The sequence below is a fragment of the Paenibacillus sp. J22R3 genome (assembly GCF_056269305.1).
The window spans coordinates 472,660-490,332 of record NZ_JBWDNS010000003.1; the positions used below are offsets into that span (position 1 = coordinate 472,660).

Annotated in this window: 18 protein-coding genes; 2 read left to right on the plus strand and 16 right to left on the minus strand. The window is 50.8% G+C overall.

Annotated features, from left to right (window positions below):
- Positions 1–23: 23 nt before the first annotated feature.
- Complete coding sequence (locus tag AC0YN4_RS16950) at positions 24–860, minus strand: AraC family transcriptional regulator (protein ID WP_475782262.1); 837 nt, start codon at positions 858–860, stop codon at positions 24–26.
- 220 nt (positions 861–1,080) lie between these two features.
- Here AC0YN4_RS16950 and AC0YN4_RS16955 point away from each other — a divergent pair, with 220 nt between their 5' ends.
- Entirely contained in the window at positions 1,081–1,377 is a 297-nt protein-coding gene (locus AC0YN4_RS16955; RefSeq protein WP_475836247.1) for a c-type cytochrome, read from the plus strand.
- 62 nt (positions 1,378–1,439) lie between these two features.
- On the opposite strand, the gene AC0YN4_RS16960 is transcribed toward AC0YN4_RS16955, so the two are convergent.
- From AC0YN4_RS16960 to AC0YN4_RS17005, 10 genes are all read right to left on the minus strand, one after another.
- Positions 1,440–1,670, minus strand: a complete 231-nt coding sequence (locus AC0YN4_RS16960; RefSeq protein WP_475836248.1) for a hypothetical protein — start codon at positions 1,668–1,670, stop codon at positions 1,440–1,442.
- Between the two features lie 84 nt (positions 1,671–1,754).
- Positions 1,755–2,150: a holo-ACP synthase gene (gene acpS, locus AC0YN4_RS16965; RefSeq protein ID WP_475782265.1), complete on the minus strand. Its 396-nt coding sequence runs from the start codon at positions 2,148–2,150 to the stop codon at positions 1,755–1,757.
- A 59-nt stretch (positions 2,151–2,209) separates the two neighbouring features.
- Positions 2,210–2,995, minus strand: coding sequence for a molybdate ABC transporter substrate-binding protein (gene modA / locus AC0YN4_RS16970; RefSeq protein ID WP_475836249.1), 786 nt, complete (start codon positions 2,993–2,995; stop codon positions 2,210–2,212).
- Positions 2,996–3,023: 28 nt separating this feature from the next.
- A complete protein-coding gene (locus tag AC0YN4_RS16975; protein WP_475836250.1) occupies positions 3,024–4,127 on the minus strand; it encodes an SGNH/GDSL hydrolase family protein in 1,104 nt (367 codons plus the stop codon).
- A gap of 210 nt (positions 4,128–4,337) precedes the next feature.
- Positions 4,338–5,147 (minus strand): ammonia-dependent NAD(+) synthetase, encoded by an 810-nt coding sequence (gene nadE, locus AC0YN4_RS16980; RefSeq protein ID WP_475782268.1) that lies wholly within the window; start codon positions 5,145–5,147, stop codon positions 4,338–4,340.
- A gap of 21 nt (positions 5,148–5,168) precedes the next feature.
- Positions 5,169–5,603, minus strand: a complete 435-nt coding sequence (locus AC0YN4_RS16985) for a BrxA/BrxB family bacilliredoxin (RefSeq protein ID WP_475782269.1) — start codon at positions 5,601–5,603, stop codon at positions 5,169–5,171.
- Positions 5,604–5,700: 97 nt separating this feature from the next.
- The gene (locus AC0YN4_RS16990) at positions 5,701–6,123 is read right to left on the minus strand and encodes a DUF3905 domain-containing protein (protein WP_475836251.1); all 423 of its coding nucleotides are present in this window, start codon (positions 6,121–6,123) and stop codon (positions 5,701–5,703) included.
- Positions 6,124–6,135: 12 nt separating this feature from the next.
- A complete protein-coding gene (locus AC0YN4_RS16995) occupies positions 6,136–6,273 on the minus strand; it encodes a hypothetical protein (protein ID WP_177186857.1) in 138 nt (45 codons plus the stop codon).
- Positions 6,274–6,319: 46 nt separating this feature from the next.
- Entirely contained in the window at positions 6,320–6,994 is a 675-nt protein-coding gene (locus AC0YN4_RS17000; protein ID WP_475782271.1) for a hypothetical protein, read from the minus strand.
- A 12-nt stretch (positions 6,995–7,006) separates the two neighbouring features.
- Positions 7,007–8,698, minus strand: coding sequence for a two-component system sensor histidine kinase NtrB (locus tag AC0YN4_RS17005; RefSeq protein WP_475782272.1), 1,692 nt, complete (start codon positions 8,696–8,698; stop codon positions 7,007–7,009).
- A gap of 222 nt (positions 8,699–8,920) precedes the next feature.
- Here AC0YN4_RS17005 and AC0YN4_RS17010 point away from each other — a divergent pair, with 222 nt between their 5' ends.
- A complete protein-coding gene (locus tag AC0YN4_RS17010; RefSeq protein ID WP_475836476.1) occupies positions 8,921–10,213 on the plus strand; it encodes a BaiN/RdsA family NAD(P)/FAD-dependent oxidoreductase in 1,293 nt (430 codons plus the stop codon).
- 92 nt (positions 10,214–10,305) lie between these two features.
- Here the strand turns inward: AC0YN4_RS17010 and AC0YN4_RS17015 are convergent, their stop codons facing one another.
- The 5 genes from AC0YN4_RS17015 to AC0YN4_RS17035 all read right to left on the minus strand — a co-directional run bounded on the left by AC0YN4_RS17015 (position 10,306) and on the right by AC0YN4_RS17035 (position 17,604).
- Entirely contained in the window at positions 10,306–11,625 is a 1,320-nt protein-coding gene (locus AC0YN4_RS17015) for a carbohydrate ABC transporter permease (protein ID WP_475836252.1), read from the minus strand.
- 6 nt (positions 11,626–11,631) lie between these two features.
- Positions 11,632–12,501, minus strand: a complete 870-nt coding sequence (locus tag AC0YN4_RS17020; protein WP_475836253.1) for a carbohydrate ABC transporter permease — start codon at positions 12,499–12,501, stop codon at positions 11,632–11,634.
- 92 nt (positions 12,502–12,593) lie between these two features.
- A complete protein-coding gene (locus AC0YN4_RS17025) occupies positions 12,594–14,036 on the minus strand; it encodes an extracellular solute-binding protein (protein WP_475836254.1) in 1,443 nt (480 codons plus the stop codon).
- A 114-nt stretch (positions 14,037–14,150) separates the two neighbouring features.
- Entirely contained in the window at positions 14,151–15,779 is a 1,629-nt protein-coding gene (locus tag AC0YN4_RS17030) for a response regulator (protein ID WP_475782276.1), read from the minus strand.
- A complete protein-coding gene (locus AC0YN4_RS17035) occupies positions 15,757–17,604 on the minus strand; it encodes a cache domain-containing sensor histidine kinase (RefSeq protein ID WP_475836255.1) in 1,848 nt (615 codons plus the stop codon). The genes AC0YN4_RS17030 and AC0YN4_RS17035 overlap by 23 nt, the downstream gene beginning before the upstream one ends.
- Positions 17,605–17,673: the final 69 nt, after the last annotated feature.

A 17,673-nucleotide genomic window follows, 5' to 3' on the forward strand; every position in this document is an offset into this window, starting at 1 on the left:
ATCCTCTCAGCCATACACGACTTTCATGTTTTGTTCTGTTTTTTGCTCAAATAGATTTGCCGATAGCGGCTCGGCGTAACGCCCGTGTATTGCTTGAACATCCGCGATAAGTAATGATTCTGCATCCCAACCTGCTGAGCAACCTCAGAAATATTGCAATCCGGCTTCTCCAGCAGCTGCTTAGCTCGCTCCACTCGGCGCATGTTCACGTATTGTGTCGGAGCGTAACCGACGATATTTTTGAAATAGCCGATAAAATAATTCGGATGGAGATATGCGAGCCTAGCCAAATCTTCCACGCCGATCTGTTCGGACAAATGATGCTCGATAAAATCCAGTACGCGATCGATTTTCTCAAGCGGTTCGACCTGTTGAAGCGACTCTTCGCTAATGCCGCCATATTCCAAATAAATAGCCATAATATCAAACAAAGCCGCCCGAATGCGCAGCTCCCTTGTAATCATCGAAGATCTGTAGACGTCGATCAACCGTTCAAACAATGTCCGCAGGTGAACCTGCTCCTTCGGCTCCACAATAAGCGGAAGCTTAAGCAGATCGAACATTTCCATATCCCCGATGGATGCTCGAAAATTACACCAGTAGACCGCATTCGGCGCTGATCCCGTATTAAACGATTGCTTGCCGGGTGGCATAAGCAGCAACTGTCCGGGTTTGGTATGGTACAAGCGGCCGCTTTGCATCAGCTCGCCTTCACCCTCTATAATAAACCAGAGTCTATAAAATTCTGAAACTTGCTCCATGGCCTGTCCGTTCTTAGGCGCAGAGAATGCTGCTATGGTTACGTCCGCTTGAAATCGGTGAAAATAATTCTGTATGATCGTCTTGTAGGTATGTTTCATTTTCTTTTCACCTGCGTCTCCCACTTTTCAGATTTTTGCGAGTGTCACGCATTTTCCTATTATAACGCACTCTTCGGCCTAATGAACACCTCCGAACGGACGGTGCAATCCGAGAATCTCCTACCAAAGTCTCACTTATTTGCCCTCAACAGAAGGAGGATTACGCTCACCTATGCGCACTTCTACCAGCCAAAACATTGATATATCACGCTTTTTCCCGATGCTTGCTTTGCTTATGGTCATTCTGTTGACAGGGTGCGGCTCGTCTTCACCGACTTCGACGACAGCCTCAAACGTGCCCAAGGTATATAAATCCAATTGCATTTCGTGCCATGGATCGGAGCTGCAGGGCCGGATGGGACCTACAACGAACCTTCAGCATGTTGGCAAAAGGATGACGAAGGAGCAAATCACCGCTCAAATTAATAAAGGCGGCGGCGGTATGCCTGCCTTCTCAGGCAAGCTTACACCAGACGAAGTCCAGGAGCTGGCGAGTTGGTTAAGTGCCAAGAAATAATAAAAAGACCCTTCCCGCAGCGGCGTAATGCTTGAGCATGACGTTGCTGCGGCAAGGATCTTTTATCTTTTATTGCGATTGTTTCGCTTACCGATACGCAATTGAGGCAAACCGGAAGTCAACGTACTTTCAAAGGACCATTTGGATGCGCCCATCTTCGGATGAGTCGGAAACAGATCTCCCGCAAGCAGCGGCAGCAAACTGCCCCAAGCATCTCCGTACACGCCGTCTGCCGGAACAAGCTCTCCGCTCTTGTAATAGCGCTTATCGTTTCGTTCAGAGTGAGCCGTCATCCTACCACCGTCCCTCTACCCTGCATACTTCCTATTGGTATATTCCAATTATGGGCTTTAGGTGACGATGTTATGCATCCGTTTTCAATCCAGCTGCTCCACGATCACAAAAGCCGAGGCCAATGACTGATCATGCGTAATCGTGACATGGATGCTCGTCTTCGCTTGCATCAAGCCAAGCCGGTCCCAGGCACCGTCTGTCAGTCGGCAAACCGGCTTCCCGCTTTCATGACGATCCACTTCGATATCATGCCAAGAAAGCTTGTTTCCAATCCCGCAGCCAAATGCCTTAGACACCGCTTCCTTCACCGCGAACCGGCCAGCTGCAAACTCGACCAGCCGTTTCCCGCCTACCGCATCGGCAAGCTCCAGTTCGCGCTCGGTCAGAATTCGGCGCATAAACTTTGCGCCGCTATCGCCTTGTATTATTTTGCCCATTCGCTCGAGCGATGAGATGTCATGCCCAATACCGATAATCACTGCTGTCAACCGCCTTACTTGTGAATGTGGAGTATATGATTGGTAAGCCTTTCACTACACTAGGGCAAAATAAATCCGTACTTCTTCCATACTTTTCCAGCTTCTTCGCTTTGCAGGAAACCTAGCAGCTCCAACGCTTGCTCTTGATGTTTCGTTCCCTTCACTACCGTTGCCGGGTACACGATTGGCTTATGCGTTTCAGAGGCTACCGTTAGCGCAATCGTAACTTTGGCTGATGTCATGGCATCCGTCAAATAGACGAAACCAGCGTCTGCGTTGCCGGTCTCTACGTAGGACAGCACCTGCCTTACATCCTTTGCGTATACCAACTTCGGCTCGATTGCGTCCCAGATGTCCGCTTCTGTCAGCGACTGCTTCGTGTAGCTTCCGACCGGAACGCTCTCTGGTACGCCAATCGCAATTGTCTTATACGCGGCATCGGTTAATCCCGTTAGCTCAGAAGGTGCGGCTACTGTTGTATCATTGGGCTTCTTGGGCACGATCAGAACCAGCTCATTACGCAGCAAAATCGGACTCACACCCACCAAACCCTTGTTCTGGAGGGCATCCATCTGCTTCTGGCCCGCAGAAATATACAGGTCCACCGGTGCTCCCTGTTCGATCTGCTGCTGCAGCGTGCCCGATGCACCAAAATTATACGTGATTCGCACATGTTGATGCTGCTCTTCATAAGACGTTTTCAGTTCGGTGAGTGCATCCTTCAAGCTCGAGGCTGCCGATACGGTTAGCTCGGCCGGTTGCTGTGGCTGTTTGCTGCATGATGACAAGCTTGCGCAGAGCAGTACGATAATGATCAAACTGCATAATGGAATCGATCTGTTCATGTTCATCTCCGATATACATTTACGCACGCTAGCGGATGACGCCGATATGTGCCAACCTGAAGTTCGTCCCTTTGCATTCCGGACCGTCGCCATGCGTGACTTCCAACTCCAATTTGTGAATGCCTTGCGGCAGATCATCTCCTAGGAAGCAGGCTCGATACCAGCCGTCATCCCCGCACCAATCCGGGCGCTCGCGCGACATGGTCACCCAGTCTCCACCGTCAATCCGATAACGAAATTCGGAGGACATTTTGCCAAAATCAAACCCTAACGACAGTCCCCGACCTTCGAACGTGAAGGACAGCTTCGCGCCCACTGCTGCGGTCTCCAGCACTTGGTCGATCCATTCATAGAACGGCCAGCGGCGGATGACCCATGGGCCCTCGGTTTGTACTTGTGCGAGCGGCAGCAGCTCTGCGGCTCCCCAGTGCTGCGGATGCAGCGGTGCAGGGAGGGACTCGGAAGCGGGCACAGCTGATTTGGCGTTGATCGCCTCACCCAGCAGCTCTTTCTCTAGAAAAGTGATGATGCTATGCCCATAGCTTAAACTGCCTCTATGAGTGGGATGTAAGCCGTCCGGCAGCCACTCTTCCCAGCGCATTCGGCCTTTGCGCACTTCTTCAAGCGCATACATCCCCATCCACACCGAACCGATCCCGTAGTGATCGGCCAGCTCTTCCAACTCGGCGATCGAATCCGGCACACCGCCTTCGCTCATCACCGCATACATATTCTGCATAAACGTATGCGCGAGCACGATATCGCGGTCTCCATCAGCAAGCAGCTTTCGGAGTAACCCTTCTCTTGTTCGCCTTCTTTGATCCGACGGATCGCCATAATCATTCACGGCATAATCGATAAACACGAGCTGGCAGCCGCGATCAATTAGATCTCGTTTGGCACGGAATACGGCTAGCTCGCTGCCGGTTGCTCCGATCGCTGCATTTTCAACCACGACTCTCACACTCGGGTATTGTTCGACCAGCCATGCAATGACGGGCTCCGGCCAATTGTGCCGTGTGCGCGCATCTGTGATTGACCCGCCGATAAAACCAACCGTCAGCTGTCCCTCCGACAGTGCCCTGCGCGTATGTATTAATGGATTGCGATGTTTCCACACTGCTGCATTCATTCGTTGAGCTTCCTCCCCATGAGGTTCATTTGAACTCACACAACTTTGACCTGCGGTGCTGCATATCCATGATGCTTTGCGTTACTTTCCTTATCATACCACTTGTCCTGCGTAGTTTCATGGCGAATTGATTAGAAGGAGTTGCACTTGCACCGAAACTAAAAAACCCGCCCTGCCGGCAATATGCCGGCGGGGCGGGTTTAAACAGCTCTAGATACCCGGAATCGGGTCACGCTTGTGAGCGGTTTTGATGAATTGCTTCTCGAGTTTCTCGCGAATCGCGTCGTCGATTTGTTTGCCTTCGAGGTAGGAGCTGTTGTCATCGTAGGTGATGCCAAGCTCGTTCTCGTCGGTTTGGCCATCCCAGAGGCCGGCTGTCGGCGCTTTGGTGACGACTGCGCCCGGTACGCCGAGTGCAGCTGCCAGCTGGCGAACCTGCCGTTTGTTCAAGGACGTGAGCGGCGTAATATCGACCGCGCCGTCGCCCCACTTGGTGTAGAAGCCGGTGACCGCTTCGGATGCATGGTCTGTCCCGACAACGAGCAGATTAAGCTCGAATGCGAGTGCATATTGAGCCACCATGCGGGTACGGGCTTTCACGTTGCCTTTGCCCCCGCGGCTGATGTGGCGCGAGATGCCGATCGACTTCATGCTGTGCTCCACTTCAATGGCAATCTCATCGACGGCCTCTTGAATGTTGGTCTCCACGCGATATTTCAGATTGAATGCTTCCGCAACCGCGTAGCTGTCTGCAATATCAACCTGATCGCCGTAAGGCTGGAACACGCCGAGAGTCATATATTCTTTGCCTGTCTCCGCGGACAATTCGTCTGTCGCTTTCTTGCAGAGACCTGTTGCTACCGCACTATCGATCCCGCCGCTGATCGCAATGAGCAGCCCCGTCGTGCCGGACTTGCGCACGTATTCCTTGAGAAAATCAACGCGACGGCGAATTTCCTGCTCTGGATCGATTTCAGGCTTAACGCCCAACTGCTTAATGATTTCGTCCTGCAAGCTCATCCCCATGTCCCCTTACACCGCTTAACGGCAGAAGCGCTCGAAAGCAGATGTCAAATCTGCAGCAATATCAGCAGCCGAACGGTTCTCGATTTGATGACGTTCAATGAAATGAACGAGTTCTCCGTCTTTCATCAGGGCGATGGATGGAGAAGACGGCGGGTACGGCGCGAAGAATTCACGCGCTTTGGCAGTAGCTTCTTTATCTTGACCGGCAAATACCGTATACAGGTGATCCGGCGTGATATCATGCTGCAACGCTTGTGCTACGCCTGGACGGCATTGACCTGCAGCACAGCCGCAAACGGAGTTAACAACAACAAGCGCAGTTCCTTTGGAATCCGTCAATTTAGCAGCAACGTCGTCAGGTGTACGAAGCTCCTCAATTCCGATTCGAGTTAAATCATCGCGCATTGGCTGCACCATATCTACCATGTATTTTTCAAAAGACATCGACATGTATAATCGCTCCTTAAAAGTACAATTTTCTTTCTATTATACGCCCCGCTCTATTTGAAAGCAAAGAAAAAGCAACCGGGACCGCGCCCGATTGCTGTTATTTCTCTTTTGACCGATCCGAATCCGCAACATCCTCTGCAATGGCTGAGACGACATTTATGTCCGGATGCATATAAATCCCCCCACGCGGAGGAATCTTTTGTTCGAAATAATCCAGGTTCTCGCTGGTTAGGAAACCGATATCCTTATACGGATGCACCCATTGGTTGCCTGCCATGACTTCAGGGTCCGTTTCTTCCGTCCACTGGCTGAGCGGAGACTCAGGCGACTCATAGTGATGATCGCCGATCACTACGCCGTATTCGTTGACGAAAGGATCATGCGGCCCTCGGCCCGATTGAAATTCCGGTAGAAAATTAATCTCGAACGGATCCAATGACGAGTCGTCTTTACCGGCCGCTGGCGGGAATGAAGACAGATCGACTTGCGAGATAGGCCTCTTTTGTTTCTTCTTGCTCATTCTAATTCCCCCTTAGTCCGCAGGGCGATTAGGGCCGTCTAATTTCTTGTCATAGCCTTCCGATTCCGGTGCTTTACCGCTGCTGCGCTGCTTATTGCTTGCTGCGGCTTCTTGAGCCCCGGCATTGTGCTGCTGTTGTTTATTTCCCAATGCTGGCACCCCCTTCCACCGCTAGTATGCGCGAGGGGCAAGCAGCTTATCCGTTAATCAATACCTTCCGAGGCATGAAAATACCGATAAACGACAACACGATAAAAAGCCATTGCAGCATCGTCAATCCAAAGGTCAATGCAGGTAATGTTCCGGGAGGATATGCCGCAAACAGACTAACGAACAATCCACCTATGCCAGTGCCAAGAAGACTAAGGGAGGCGGATTCCCCGCTGCCGATCCGACTCGAAGCACCGGTCCGAAATAAGATTCCGTATACGCAAGCAAGGAGCAGTGCATAAGGGATGGCATAGGGAAAGTCCGTTAACAACGTCCACACGATGCAACCTGGTATTATCGCATAAGGCCACACATCCAGCAGCTTCTTAAGCGGAATTTTACGTTTCCTGCCTGCGTAAGCAACATAGGCACAAGCGAGAAGAAAACCGAAAGCCGTATCGGTGGCACTGCCGCGAACAAGCAGCAACGCACTTGGCCGTTCCCACAGCAGTTCCGGATCTCGAACAAGGAACGCCAGCTTCCAGCCTATAATCGTACAAATAACAGCATTCAATGCGATGTCCAGCCAATGGGTCTCCCTTTGAAGAGATGATCGCGAGAGCCATATCTTGAACATGGCCAGTCCAACTGCCGCTGATAGAAGACCCGCAAGCAGCATCGCATCCAATCGTAAAGGGCCGAGTTCGATCGCTTCAGACATGTTCTCTTCTCCTTAGTAGCTGCTCAGTGCAGCGGCGGCTTCATTATGATTACGGGATCTGTCGATCTTGACAATGAACGTCGTACCGACTCCCTCTTGGGAATCCACTTGTATACCGCCGCCGTGACGCTCGATAATGCTCAAACATAGCGGTAAGCCAAGGCCGGTACCGCGGGATTTAGTCGTGAAGAATGGTTCGAACAGACGCTCCAGCTTCTCTTTGGGAATACCGCTGCCGTTATCGTTTACTCGAAGCTCCACATAATCGATGTGCGATTCCGTCTGGATCGTCAGCACGCCATGCTGATCCATGGCCTCCATGCCGTTCCGGGCAAGGTTCAAGATCAGCTGCTTCATCTCTTTCTCATTCAACATTAAGGATGGAATCCGCTCCGCCAAACGAAGCTCAATCGACTGTCCGCGCAAATTGGCATCTGCCCAAAGCAGCGGCATGATCTCATTAAGAATATCATGCAGCGAGCAGCTTTCTTTCTCAATAATCCGATTCTGAGCCAGGGAGAGGAAATCGTTAATAATACTATTCGCTCGATCAAGCTCGTCCATCACAATGCGAAAATATTCCTGCTGATGCTCCGGGCTGCGCTCCCGCATTAATTGTACGAAGCCGCGAATAACGGCCATCGGGTTACGGATTTCATGAGTAATGCTTGCCGCCATTTGGCCGACCAAACTTAATCGTTCCATCCGACCGATCTCATCACGGAGGCGACTAAGCTCGGTGATATCATGGGCGATGAGAGCCGCTCCGATGATCTCATTATTTTGCATATCGCGCACGCAGATGCCGGAATTGACGTACATTTTGCCCTGTTCCTGCACATATTCCGTCGTAAGTCGATGCCCATTGAGCGCCTGATAGAGCAGCCTGCCAAGGACATCCTTCTCGATATGATCGTACATAATCGTAAACGGCTGGCCAACCAGCTCGTGGCGTAGCTTGCCGCCTACTTTATCACGCAGCAGGTGAATCGCCATTTCGTTGATATGGGTAATGGTCCCCTGTTGATCCACGAAGATGACGCCGAGCGGCGTTTCATCAATAAATTGCTGCAGCTTCTGGACCTCGATGCGATAGTTGTTGGAAATGCCGTTGAGCTCGTATGCCGTCATTTGCCTGCGGATGAAATTCTCAGCAAAGGTCAGCATCATCCACATAACCAAGAAATAGAGCAGCTCGTGGCCAATCAAGTAGAGGAGGTCAGTAGAGTTCAGGTCTGGTTGTTCGGTCCGCTCATAATAAATGAAGGCGCTTGCGCGAATTAATAGAATGACAGCAGTCGAAGCCATCACGATCTTAAGCTTACGTGGCCTGGAGAAGTTCAGGAAACCTTTATGATACTTATAAATAATGGGGAAAAGCAGCAGCAGCATTCCAATAGCGTCGATCCAGACCGATAGTCCATCCATCATATATAATTCCGATACGATGAATATCGTTGCCAATGGGATCAATACGCCTATACCGCCGTATAACGAACCGATTAGGAGCGGTGCATAATGGTAATCCAAGTAGAACTCTTTGATCTCAACACAAACCTCCAGCCCCAGAAGGACGCAGGCTCCACAAATGAGGATGAGAATGATGGGAATATTTTTGCGCGGTTTCGAATAATCGTACCAAACTTGAAAGGCGAATACTGGCATCAAAGCTACGATAATTTGCAGGAGTATTAGCTTCCACACAAAGACTAGTCCCACCTTCCTACTAGCACCTAGAAACCCAGTATATGTAATAGAAATAATCTGTTAATCCGATTAAAACATAGGTCTTGGAAATTTACAACGTTTCAAAATGGTAGTTTTAAAACTGACCAATGAGTAGACGCCGGATATTCGGGGTAGTATGATAATTAACGGTAAATTGCAGTTTTATTCAGTAAATAATTAGTGAAACTCGTGGATAAGATTCCACTATATAAAGGCGGAATAGTAGAAATGAAACCCTATGATATTATCATCGTCGGTGCAGGCTCTGCCGGTCTGATGGCTGCTGTGGCAGCCGGCAAGCTCGGAGCCAGAATCCTGCTGCTCGACAAAGGGGACAAGCTAGGGCGCAAGCTCGGCATCTCCGGCGGCGGACGCTGCAATGTAACGAACAATAAAGATACCGATGAGCTGATCAAAAACATTCCCGGCAACGGCAGATTCCTGCACAGTGCGCTGAGTAACTTCTCCAATAAACAGATCATCGAGTTCTTCGAGGGACTGGGCATCGCGCTCAAGGAGGAAGATAACGGCCGCATGTTCCCCGTTTCGGACAAAGCGAAGACGGTAGTCGATGCCTTGGTTGGCCAAGTGAAACGCTACGATGTGGACTTGCTGGTCAACTCGCCGGTTGCGAGTGTGCTGTATGATGAAGATAAAGTGCTTGGCGTTAAGCTTGCCGGCGGCAAACGAATTGACGGCAACGCCGTAATCGTCGCTGTCGGCGGCAAATCGGTGCCCCACACAGGCTCGACCGGAGATGGCTACGCTTGGGCTGAAGCTGCCGGCCACACCATTACGCCGCTATTCCCGACCGAGGTACCGCTGACGTCGAAGGAAGATTTCATCGTAAAACGAGAGATTCAGGGACTTGCGTTAAGAGATGTCGCGCTCAGCGTTCATAATGAGAAAGGCAAATCGATCATCACGCATCGAGGCGACATGTTGTTTACGCACTTTGGTATCTCCGGTCCGATCGTACTGCGCTGCAGTCAATTCGTCGTCAAGCAGCGGGTGAAGACCAAAGCTCCTGTTCAGCTGACGATTGACTTTTTCCCGGACTCGAGTGTAGAGGATCTCTATAATCAATCGTTGAGTGCGGCCAAATCGGAATCCAAGAAAGCCGTCATCAATGTGCTCAAAGGCTTTGTGCCTGAACGGATTCTACCGATTGTGCTCGGACGAACAACACTTGACCCCTATGTCACCTACGATAATATTCCAAAACAAGAGTGGCGCGAGCTCAGCCAGCTGATGAAGGCATTCCCGATTTACGTGAATGGAACCTTATCGATTGAGGAAGCTTTCGTTACTGGCGGCGGCGTCAACCTCAAAGAAATCGATCCGAAGACGATGCAGTCCAAATGCAAGGAAGGACTCTACTTCTGCGGCGAGATCCTGGATATCCATGGCTATACCGGCGGCTACAATATCACGGCAGCTTTCTCGACCGGTTATACTGCAGGCAGTCATGCTGCGATGCAGACCGTGTAAATAGAAACGGTGGCAACAGGGACTATCCCCGTGCCACCATTTTTTGTGCTTCAACAATGTTGTCATCTAAGCAACATTTCTAGCGACCTGACTCAACCCTTCACTCCGCCGGTAAACAACATCCCCTTCTCCAGCGCACCTTGCGTAATCATAAATACGAGCAGCAGCGGAAGAATCGAGATGACACCGCTCGCGCTGATCCAGTTGGGCCTTGGGTTCTGCCCGCTCTGCATATCGTTCATCGCCACCGTGAATGTCCAATTATGCGGCGACCTTGATACCACGTAAGGCCAGAGGAAATCATTCCATACCGGAATAAAGGTCAGCACAGCCACGATCGTAAAGACCGGAACGGACATCGGGACGACGATACGCAGGAATGTCCGAAGCTCCGAAGCGCCATCTACGCGTGCTGCTTGAAGCAGCTCTTTGGGCAGCTGATCGAAGAACCCCTTGAACAGAAAGATCACGAACCCCCATGCAAAATGCGGTAGAATAATGGCCCAAATATTGTCCACGAGGCCGAGCTTCTGCATGAGCAAATATTGCGGAATGAGCACGGATACGCTAGGGATCATGATCGTTGCGAGGAAATACATCAGGACGATGAATCGAATTCTTCGATTCGGAATGAGCTGTGAGAGCGCATAGCTGGACAACGCCCCGAAGAAGAGCTGCCACGCGATAACTACCAGACAGATAACGAGGCTGTTCATGAAGAAATGATAGAATCCTAGGCTTCCCGCCGATTCCACCGCAAGCAGATTCAAGCTTCGGAAGCTGTCAAACAAACGCAGCCAGTTACGAGACTGCTCCAGTTCCACCACTTTACCATCCAGCAATCCACTTTCGTCGAAGTAGACTCGCAGCTGTTTACTCAGCGCTTCATCTGATAGATAGGGCTTCCCTCCATAAGCATCACCTTCCGATATCCCGTACCACGTGAAATCCGATAAGCGGCGCTCGCGGATTTGGCCCAGCTTCGTATTCATGATTTTGTCGGAGAAACGATCGGTGGACACGATAAAAGGCTGCCCCACATAGAACTCCGCTGCGGTTGTCTTCGCCCTATACAGCTCGAGCCCATCCTTAATGCCGGTGACGGTAATCTCCCCGATATTATCCCGCATGAAGGCTCGCCACGGATACCAGATCGCTTTCATCGCATCCTTCTCGTAGAACGTCTGCTCCTGGTTCCCCAAGCCGGAGTAATCCAGTGTCAGCTCGATCGTATGCGGAATTCTCGGAAGAAACTTCGGTGTCGTCGATTCAATCGATTCGTTATCCATGATAGCCGTTACGAGCAGCCAAACGAGCGGAAGAAGTCCCAGCGCGACGAACACGATCGTAACCAGATAGGAAGCGACGTTCAGCTTACGTTCGCCTTTTTCCACAATACGGTTAGGTCTCATCTGCGGTCAGTCGTCCTCTCTTTGCAAGCGGAATTGAATCACGGTCAGTACGGCGATCAAGAGGAACATGAAGAAGGAGAGCGCTGCCGAAACCCCGAATCTCGATTGTTCGAAAGCCGTCTTCTGAATCATGAGCGCCACAACAAGCGAGGCATCTGCCGGTCCGCCTTGCGTCATAACGAATATCGTATCAAACGACAGCAGAACACCTGACATAAACCCGACGAACTGAATGATGATGACGAACGAAATGTTCGGCAAAATCATCAGCATCATGCGCCGCCAGGGCCCGCAGCCGTCAATTTTCGCTGCTTCGAAGAGCTCGGATGAAATGGATTTGATGGCTGCATAGTAAAGCAGCACGCCGATACCGCCGCTGGCGAAGAAGCCGGGCAGCACAATCGCAAGCTTGGTCATGCGAAGGTCATTCAGAAAACCGTACGGGCCAAGCCCGAGCTTACCCAGCAAATAGTTGAACAGTCCACGATCGGGATTGTACATCCACTTCCACAGCAACGCGCCTGCAACAAGCGGCAGTACATTCGGAATTTGATAGAGCACAAGAAAGAGTCCGCTCAACCGCTTCATATGACTGAGAATGAGCGCCTGCACAATCGGAACCCAGAATACGAGCAGCACCGACAAACCGAAGAATATGAACGTGTTCTTCATCGCAACCCAGAACGTATGGCTGCTGAGAAATTCGAAGTAATTGCCAAGCCCGACAAATTTGCCCGGCGGGGTCATAATATCGTAGTTAAAGAGACTGATATAGACCGCTTTGAACAGCAAGTAATATTTGAATATAAAGAATACAACGACAGAAGGAAGCAGGAACAAAATCGGTGTCCACGGGATCTTCCATTTATTCACCATTTCCTCACCACCTACTTGCTGCACCGCGCTTGACTACCGAATCGCTATGAGGCGCGGTGCAGTAATAAATTGCTTAGACCGGATCCGATCAACTATTTGCCGCCTGCCATAATGTCACTGTTATACTTATCGATCACTTCCTTCTGGGCAAGTGCTTCGGCCGCCTTGAGCTCCGTGGCCGGGTCGGCGCTTGGATCAAGCAGAATCGTCTGAATCGGCTTCACGAGGTAGCTGCTCAGGCTGCTTTTCAGATAGTATTCCAGATGCTTATCCTTCGCCGTTGCTTGGACAGCCGCTACATAATCCGGAGGTAAATCCTTCACCCACTTCGTTACATCGAAGTCTTTGACAATCGACAGCGGATTAATCGCAAAGCCGTTGTCCAAGCAGAATTGCGCCCATGCCTCCATATGCTCCTTCGACAGGAAGAACATCGCATATTCGAATGCGGCTTTCTGCTGCTCCGGCGTCGATTTGGGATTCAGCATCCAGAAGTTCCCTCCCACTTGCGAAGGCGCTCTGCCTGATGGTCCGATCGGGAAAGGCGTGAACCCAATATCCTCTGCTTTCATCCCTTGCTTCAAGAAGTTGCCGAAGCTGTCGGAGCTGCCCAGAATCATCGCTGATCGGCCGGTATAGAAGTCTCGCAAATTCTCGTTGTAATCTTGCACGACATTCTTCTGCGTTACTTTATGGGTCCATTTCAAATCTTTATAATATTGGAGCGCCTTCACAGCCGCTTCCGAGCTGAAATTCAGCTTAACGGTCCCGTTAGGTAGAAGCTCCGTCAAGTCACCGCCTGCTTGCCAAACGTAATATTCAAAATGCCAATCCGCCCAGTCCATGCCCAGAATATCGAAGCCGATTGTATCCGGATTATGCTGCTGCACTTTCTTGGCTGCTTCAGTAAATTCATCCCACGTCCTCGGCGGACTGTCGATCCCTGCTTTCTTGAACATCGACTTGTTATAAAGTAATCCGGATGAATACATGAAGCTTGGAATGCCGTAAATTCGGCTGTCCTTCGTTGCCAGATCAAACGCGCCGTCAATGAAACGGTCCTTATCGGTCGAGTTATTCATCAAGTCCGTGATGTCTGCGGCAATCCCCTTCTGCATATAGAGCTGCATGTCCGGAAACGGCTGCTCCATCACATCAGGTCCTTCTCCGCCTGCAACCGCTGTCATAAATTTCTCGCGTACATTCGTCTGGAATGCTTCAACATGCTTAACCTTAATGTTAGGATGAAGCTCTTCGAACCTCTTAAACCGGCTTTCAATGAATGGCTTGCCGGGATCGTCAGGTGCCGGTTGATCCCAAGCGGTTATCTCTATGATTGGCTCCGTCTCATCCAGTGAAGCATTTACAGCAGCTCCGCTATTCTCGGCTGCCACAGCCCCGTTGTTATCCTCACCTGCACCTGCAGCCGAACCTGATAGATTATTATTGGAATTGCACGCGCTAAGCAGTACTGAGCATAAGGCGGCTACCAGCAATCCAGCGGCCGTCCCGTTAGGAATCTTGTGCTCTCTCATTCCTTACCTCCTGAGCATAAACAGCATGGTCACAGTCGCCACCGCCGCCGTTTACAGGTTAATCATAGCTGGATCGGCTGAACACGTTAATGGAAATAACGAACTTATGCACTATTAAAATTTTGATGATACCGCTGCACGGAATTGTACCGGTGTCATGCCGGTAGACTTGCGGAAGACGCTGCTGAAATAAGCGGCATCCTTAAAGCCGACAAGTTCGGCTATCTCTTGGATTTTTAAATTGGAATCTCGCAGAAACTGTTCGGATTTGCGCAGTCTGGCTGCGGTCAGATAGTTTACGAAGCTTTCACCGAATCGTTCTTTGAATCGGCGGGAGAAATAACTGGGATGGAAGTAGAATCGGTCTGCAATGGTTTGTAGGTTAATCGGCTCATGCAGCGAGCTGTCGATAAAGAGCTTCACCTCGTCGATGACGCTGTATTCCGAGGAATGACGCAGTTTATACAAGTGGCCGACGATATTGTGGACCATTTCGCTTAAATGTCCTAGAATGTCCTGCCACTGTGTAAGGCCGTGCAGCCACGTCAGCAGATCATCCAACTCGCCGATAATCCACTCGGGGATACTCGTTTGGGTGAGCAAATATTTGCGCAGCAGGAGATGGAATTCGACGCAGAAGCTTTCCAGATGAGCGAAGTACACCTGCTTGCCTGTAGCAATCAGCCCGACACGTTCATCAATCCAGCCTGTCAGCGCGGAGACGTTGCACTCGCTCAGGAAGCGCAGCAGCAAGGCCTCGTCTTCTCTGGAGATCACGGAATGCAAGCCCGCTTTCACCTGTTCGCCGGCATCGATCATGTAAATACGGCCATTGCCGTGAAGAATGCAATTGCGAAGCGCTTGCTTCGCTTGCTGGTAGGACTGCTGTATGACTTCCATCTGATTGACGGCACCGCCGCATCCGATGGTTGCTTCCAGCTTCAGAAGGCGCTGAATGCCGCCGAGAATTTCTTTAAGCTCAAGGTGGAGCGTATCCGTTTCAACCGGCGAATGGCCGCCGAGCACATAAACAAGCTCATTTTCCAGCATCGCATGTCGGAATAACACGCCTTTGCGCTCTGTGGATTCGAGAACGGTAGAGATCATATTCTGAACAGCGAACGAAAGCAGCTTCTCGTCCCCCTGCCGAAAGGACAGATGCGGCAGCTTGACCGCCTTAAGCACGAAAACAACCGCGACAAAATAGCTGCAGTTCCGGCGCAGCGCGAGCAGCTGCTCGTCTCTCTCCGCTTGGGGCACGCCTCCGGGTCCGTATTGGATGAGCTTGCTAAGCATCCGCTCCCGAATCGACTCTTCCGCGCTGCTTTGCAAATGCTTAATCTGCTCGCCTGCTTCGGATTGCTCCAGGCGCTGCCGGATTTTGTCTAAGACCCGCATCAAGCTCTCCTTCAACTCTTCCTTGTCGACTGGCTTAAGCAGGTAATCGGTCACCCCGAATTGAATGGCTTTGCGGGCGTAATCGAACTCTCCGTAACCGCTAATCACGATGAACTGCAGCTCGGGCATTGCCTGCGCCGCTTCCTTCAAGAAAGTGAGCCCATCCATAAGCGGCATGCGAATATCCGTAATTACGATATCAGGCCTCAACTCGTGCAACACTCGCAAAGCTTCCTCGCCGTCTCCCGCTTCGGAGATCGATGTGATCGGCAGGCCGGACATCTGGATCTTCTTCATAATGCCCTGCCTCATCAGCTGTTCGTCATCTACGACTAGCAATTTCATAGGAAGGCTCCTCTACTCGCGTTTTTTTGATCAGAACCGTTACCGTCGTCCCCTGATCTTGGCTGCTTTGAACGGTTAACCCATAGCTGCTGCCGAAGACTAGCTTGATGCGGTAAAGCACATTGAACAGGCCGATGGATGAAGCCGTATGATCCGAATAGTTAAGCTGCTGGCATTGCTCCAGCTTCCCTTGCAGCAACAATAGTTTCTGCTTTTCAATCGCAGGGCCGTTATTCCAAATCGTAATAGCCGCGTCCGAATCGGAGAGACTGTAAGCTCGAATACGAATTTCCCCGCCTTGTGTCAGATGGTCTATTCCGTGAATGAAGCTGTTCTCGACCAGCGGCTGCAAGAGCAGTTTCGGCGTCAGCGTGGCATGAAGCCCTTCCTCAATCTCGATGGAATAACGAAGCCTCGCTCCGAAACGAATTTGCTGAATCGACAGGTAGATTTCGAGCTGCCGAATTTCGGTTTGCAGCGTGGACATATGGCCGCCGCTGATGTTGTACCGGAACATTTTGGCAAGGGAGGAACTGATCAGACTGATGCGGTCATCCTCGTGAAGCGAGGCCAGACTGTCGATCATCCCAAGCGTGTTGTACAGAAAATGCGGATTGATTTGGGATTGCAGCGATTTGATCTCCGCATCCTTCTTCACCAGCTCCGTCTCGTATACTTTCACGATGAGCGAGTTGATCTCCTTCGCCATCTGATTGAAATGTCGGATAAAATAGCCGATTTCGTCCTTAGAGGTAACGGGCACAGAAACCTCGTAATTGCCTTGTTCAATGGAAATGATTCCATTCTTCAACAGCTTAAGCGGCGTAATGATACGACTGGCGAGGAGACTCGCGATCACCATAGCGCCAAGCAGACAGATCATCCCAATTACAAGCGTGCGGAGAGCAAACGTATTCAACTGTTCCAAAAGTACCTTCAGCGGGACTTTCCCAATGAGTGCCCAGGATGTATTGTTCAGCTCGTTGGAAACGAACAACGTCTCCACGCCGCGGTCATCGCCGAACATGTATCTGGAAGATATGCCATAGCTGAACCGAAACAGCCCGTTTAGGCCTTGCAGCTGCGCGTCCGTCCGTTCATGATCCGAGAGCATAACTTGCCCGCTAGCCGAGTCGACCAGCATATAGTTGCCCTGTTCGTCGCTGGCAATATCGCCGAGCCACTTCTTCAGATATTCCGGCGAGAGCCGGATATAGATGACACCGACGATAGGAGTGTCGATATTGAAATTGATGATTTTGACCGCTTGCGCGAACATCAGGGTGTTAACTTGTTGATTCGTCGCCGCGTCGATTGTATGCGTCGGGACCCAAATCCCTTTCCCGTCCTTGGCGACAGCGGCCTTCTCGATCGGCTCGAAATCAAAGTCCAGCTCGTTGCTTTCATTCATTCTGCCGCTAGAGAGCATATAACCGTCCAATTGGCTGACCATAATATAGTCCACCACCGGGTTATCGGTCAGAAACTGGCTGAATTTCGCAGAGTAGTGCGAGTACGCATCCGGATCGGCCCCCATTTTGCTGACAAACTGCTGGAAATCCTTATTGCCAAAATAATCCCACGCGAAGTTCTTTACGTTCAGCATATAGGATTCCAGTGTGGCGGCTGATTGATTGCTGATCTGTTCCATGTTGCCGACCGCACGCTGCTTGATGTCCGAGGAGGTTTGGATATAATAATCGAGCCCCAGCGCCGAGACGGTAATTGAGATGGTGATGAAGAAGCAGAACCATATCTTCCGATAGAGCGACTTTGTTATCCAATGGTAAGGAAATAGCAGCACCTTTGTCCGCATCTTCTGCATCCTAAAACACCTTCTCACCTTAATTACTTAAATTATAGATGGAGCAGGGCCTTTCTATCATTAGTTTTT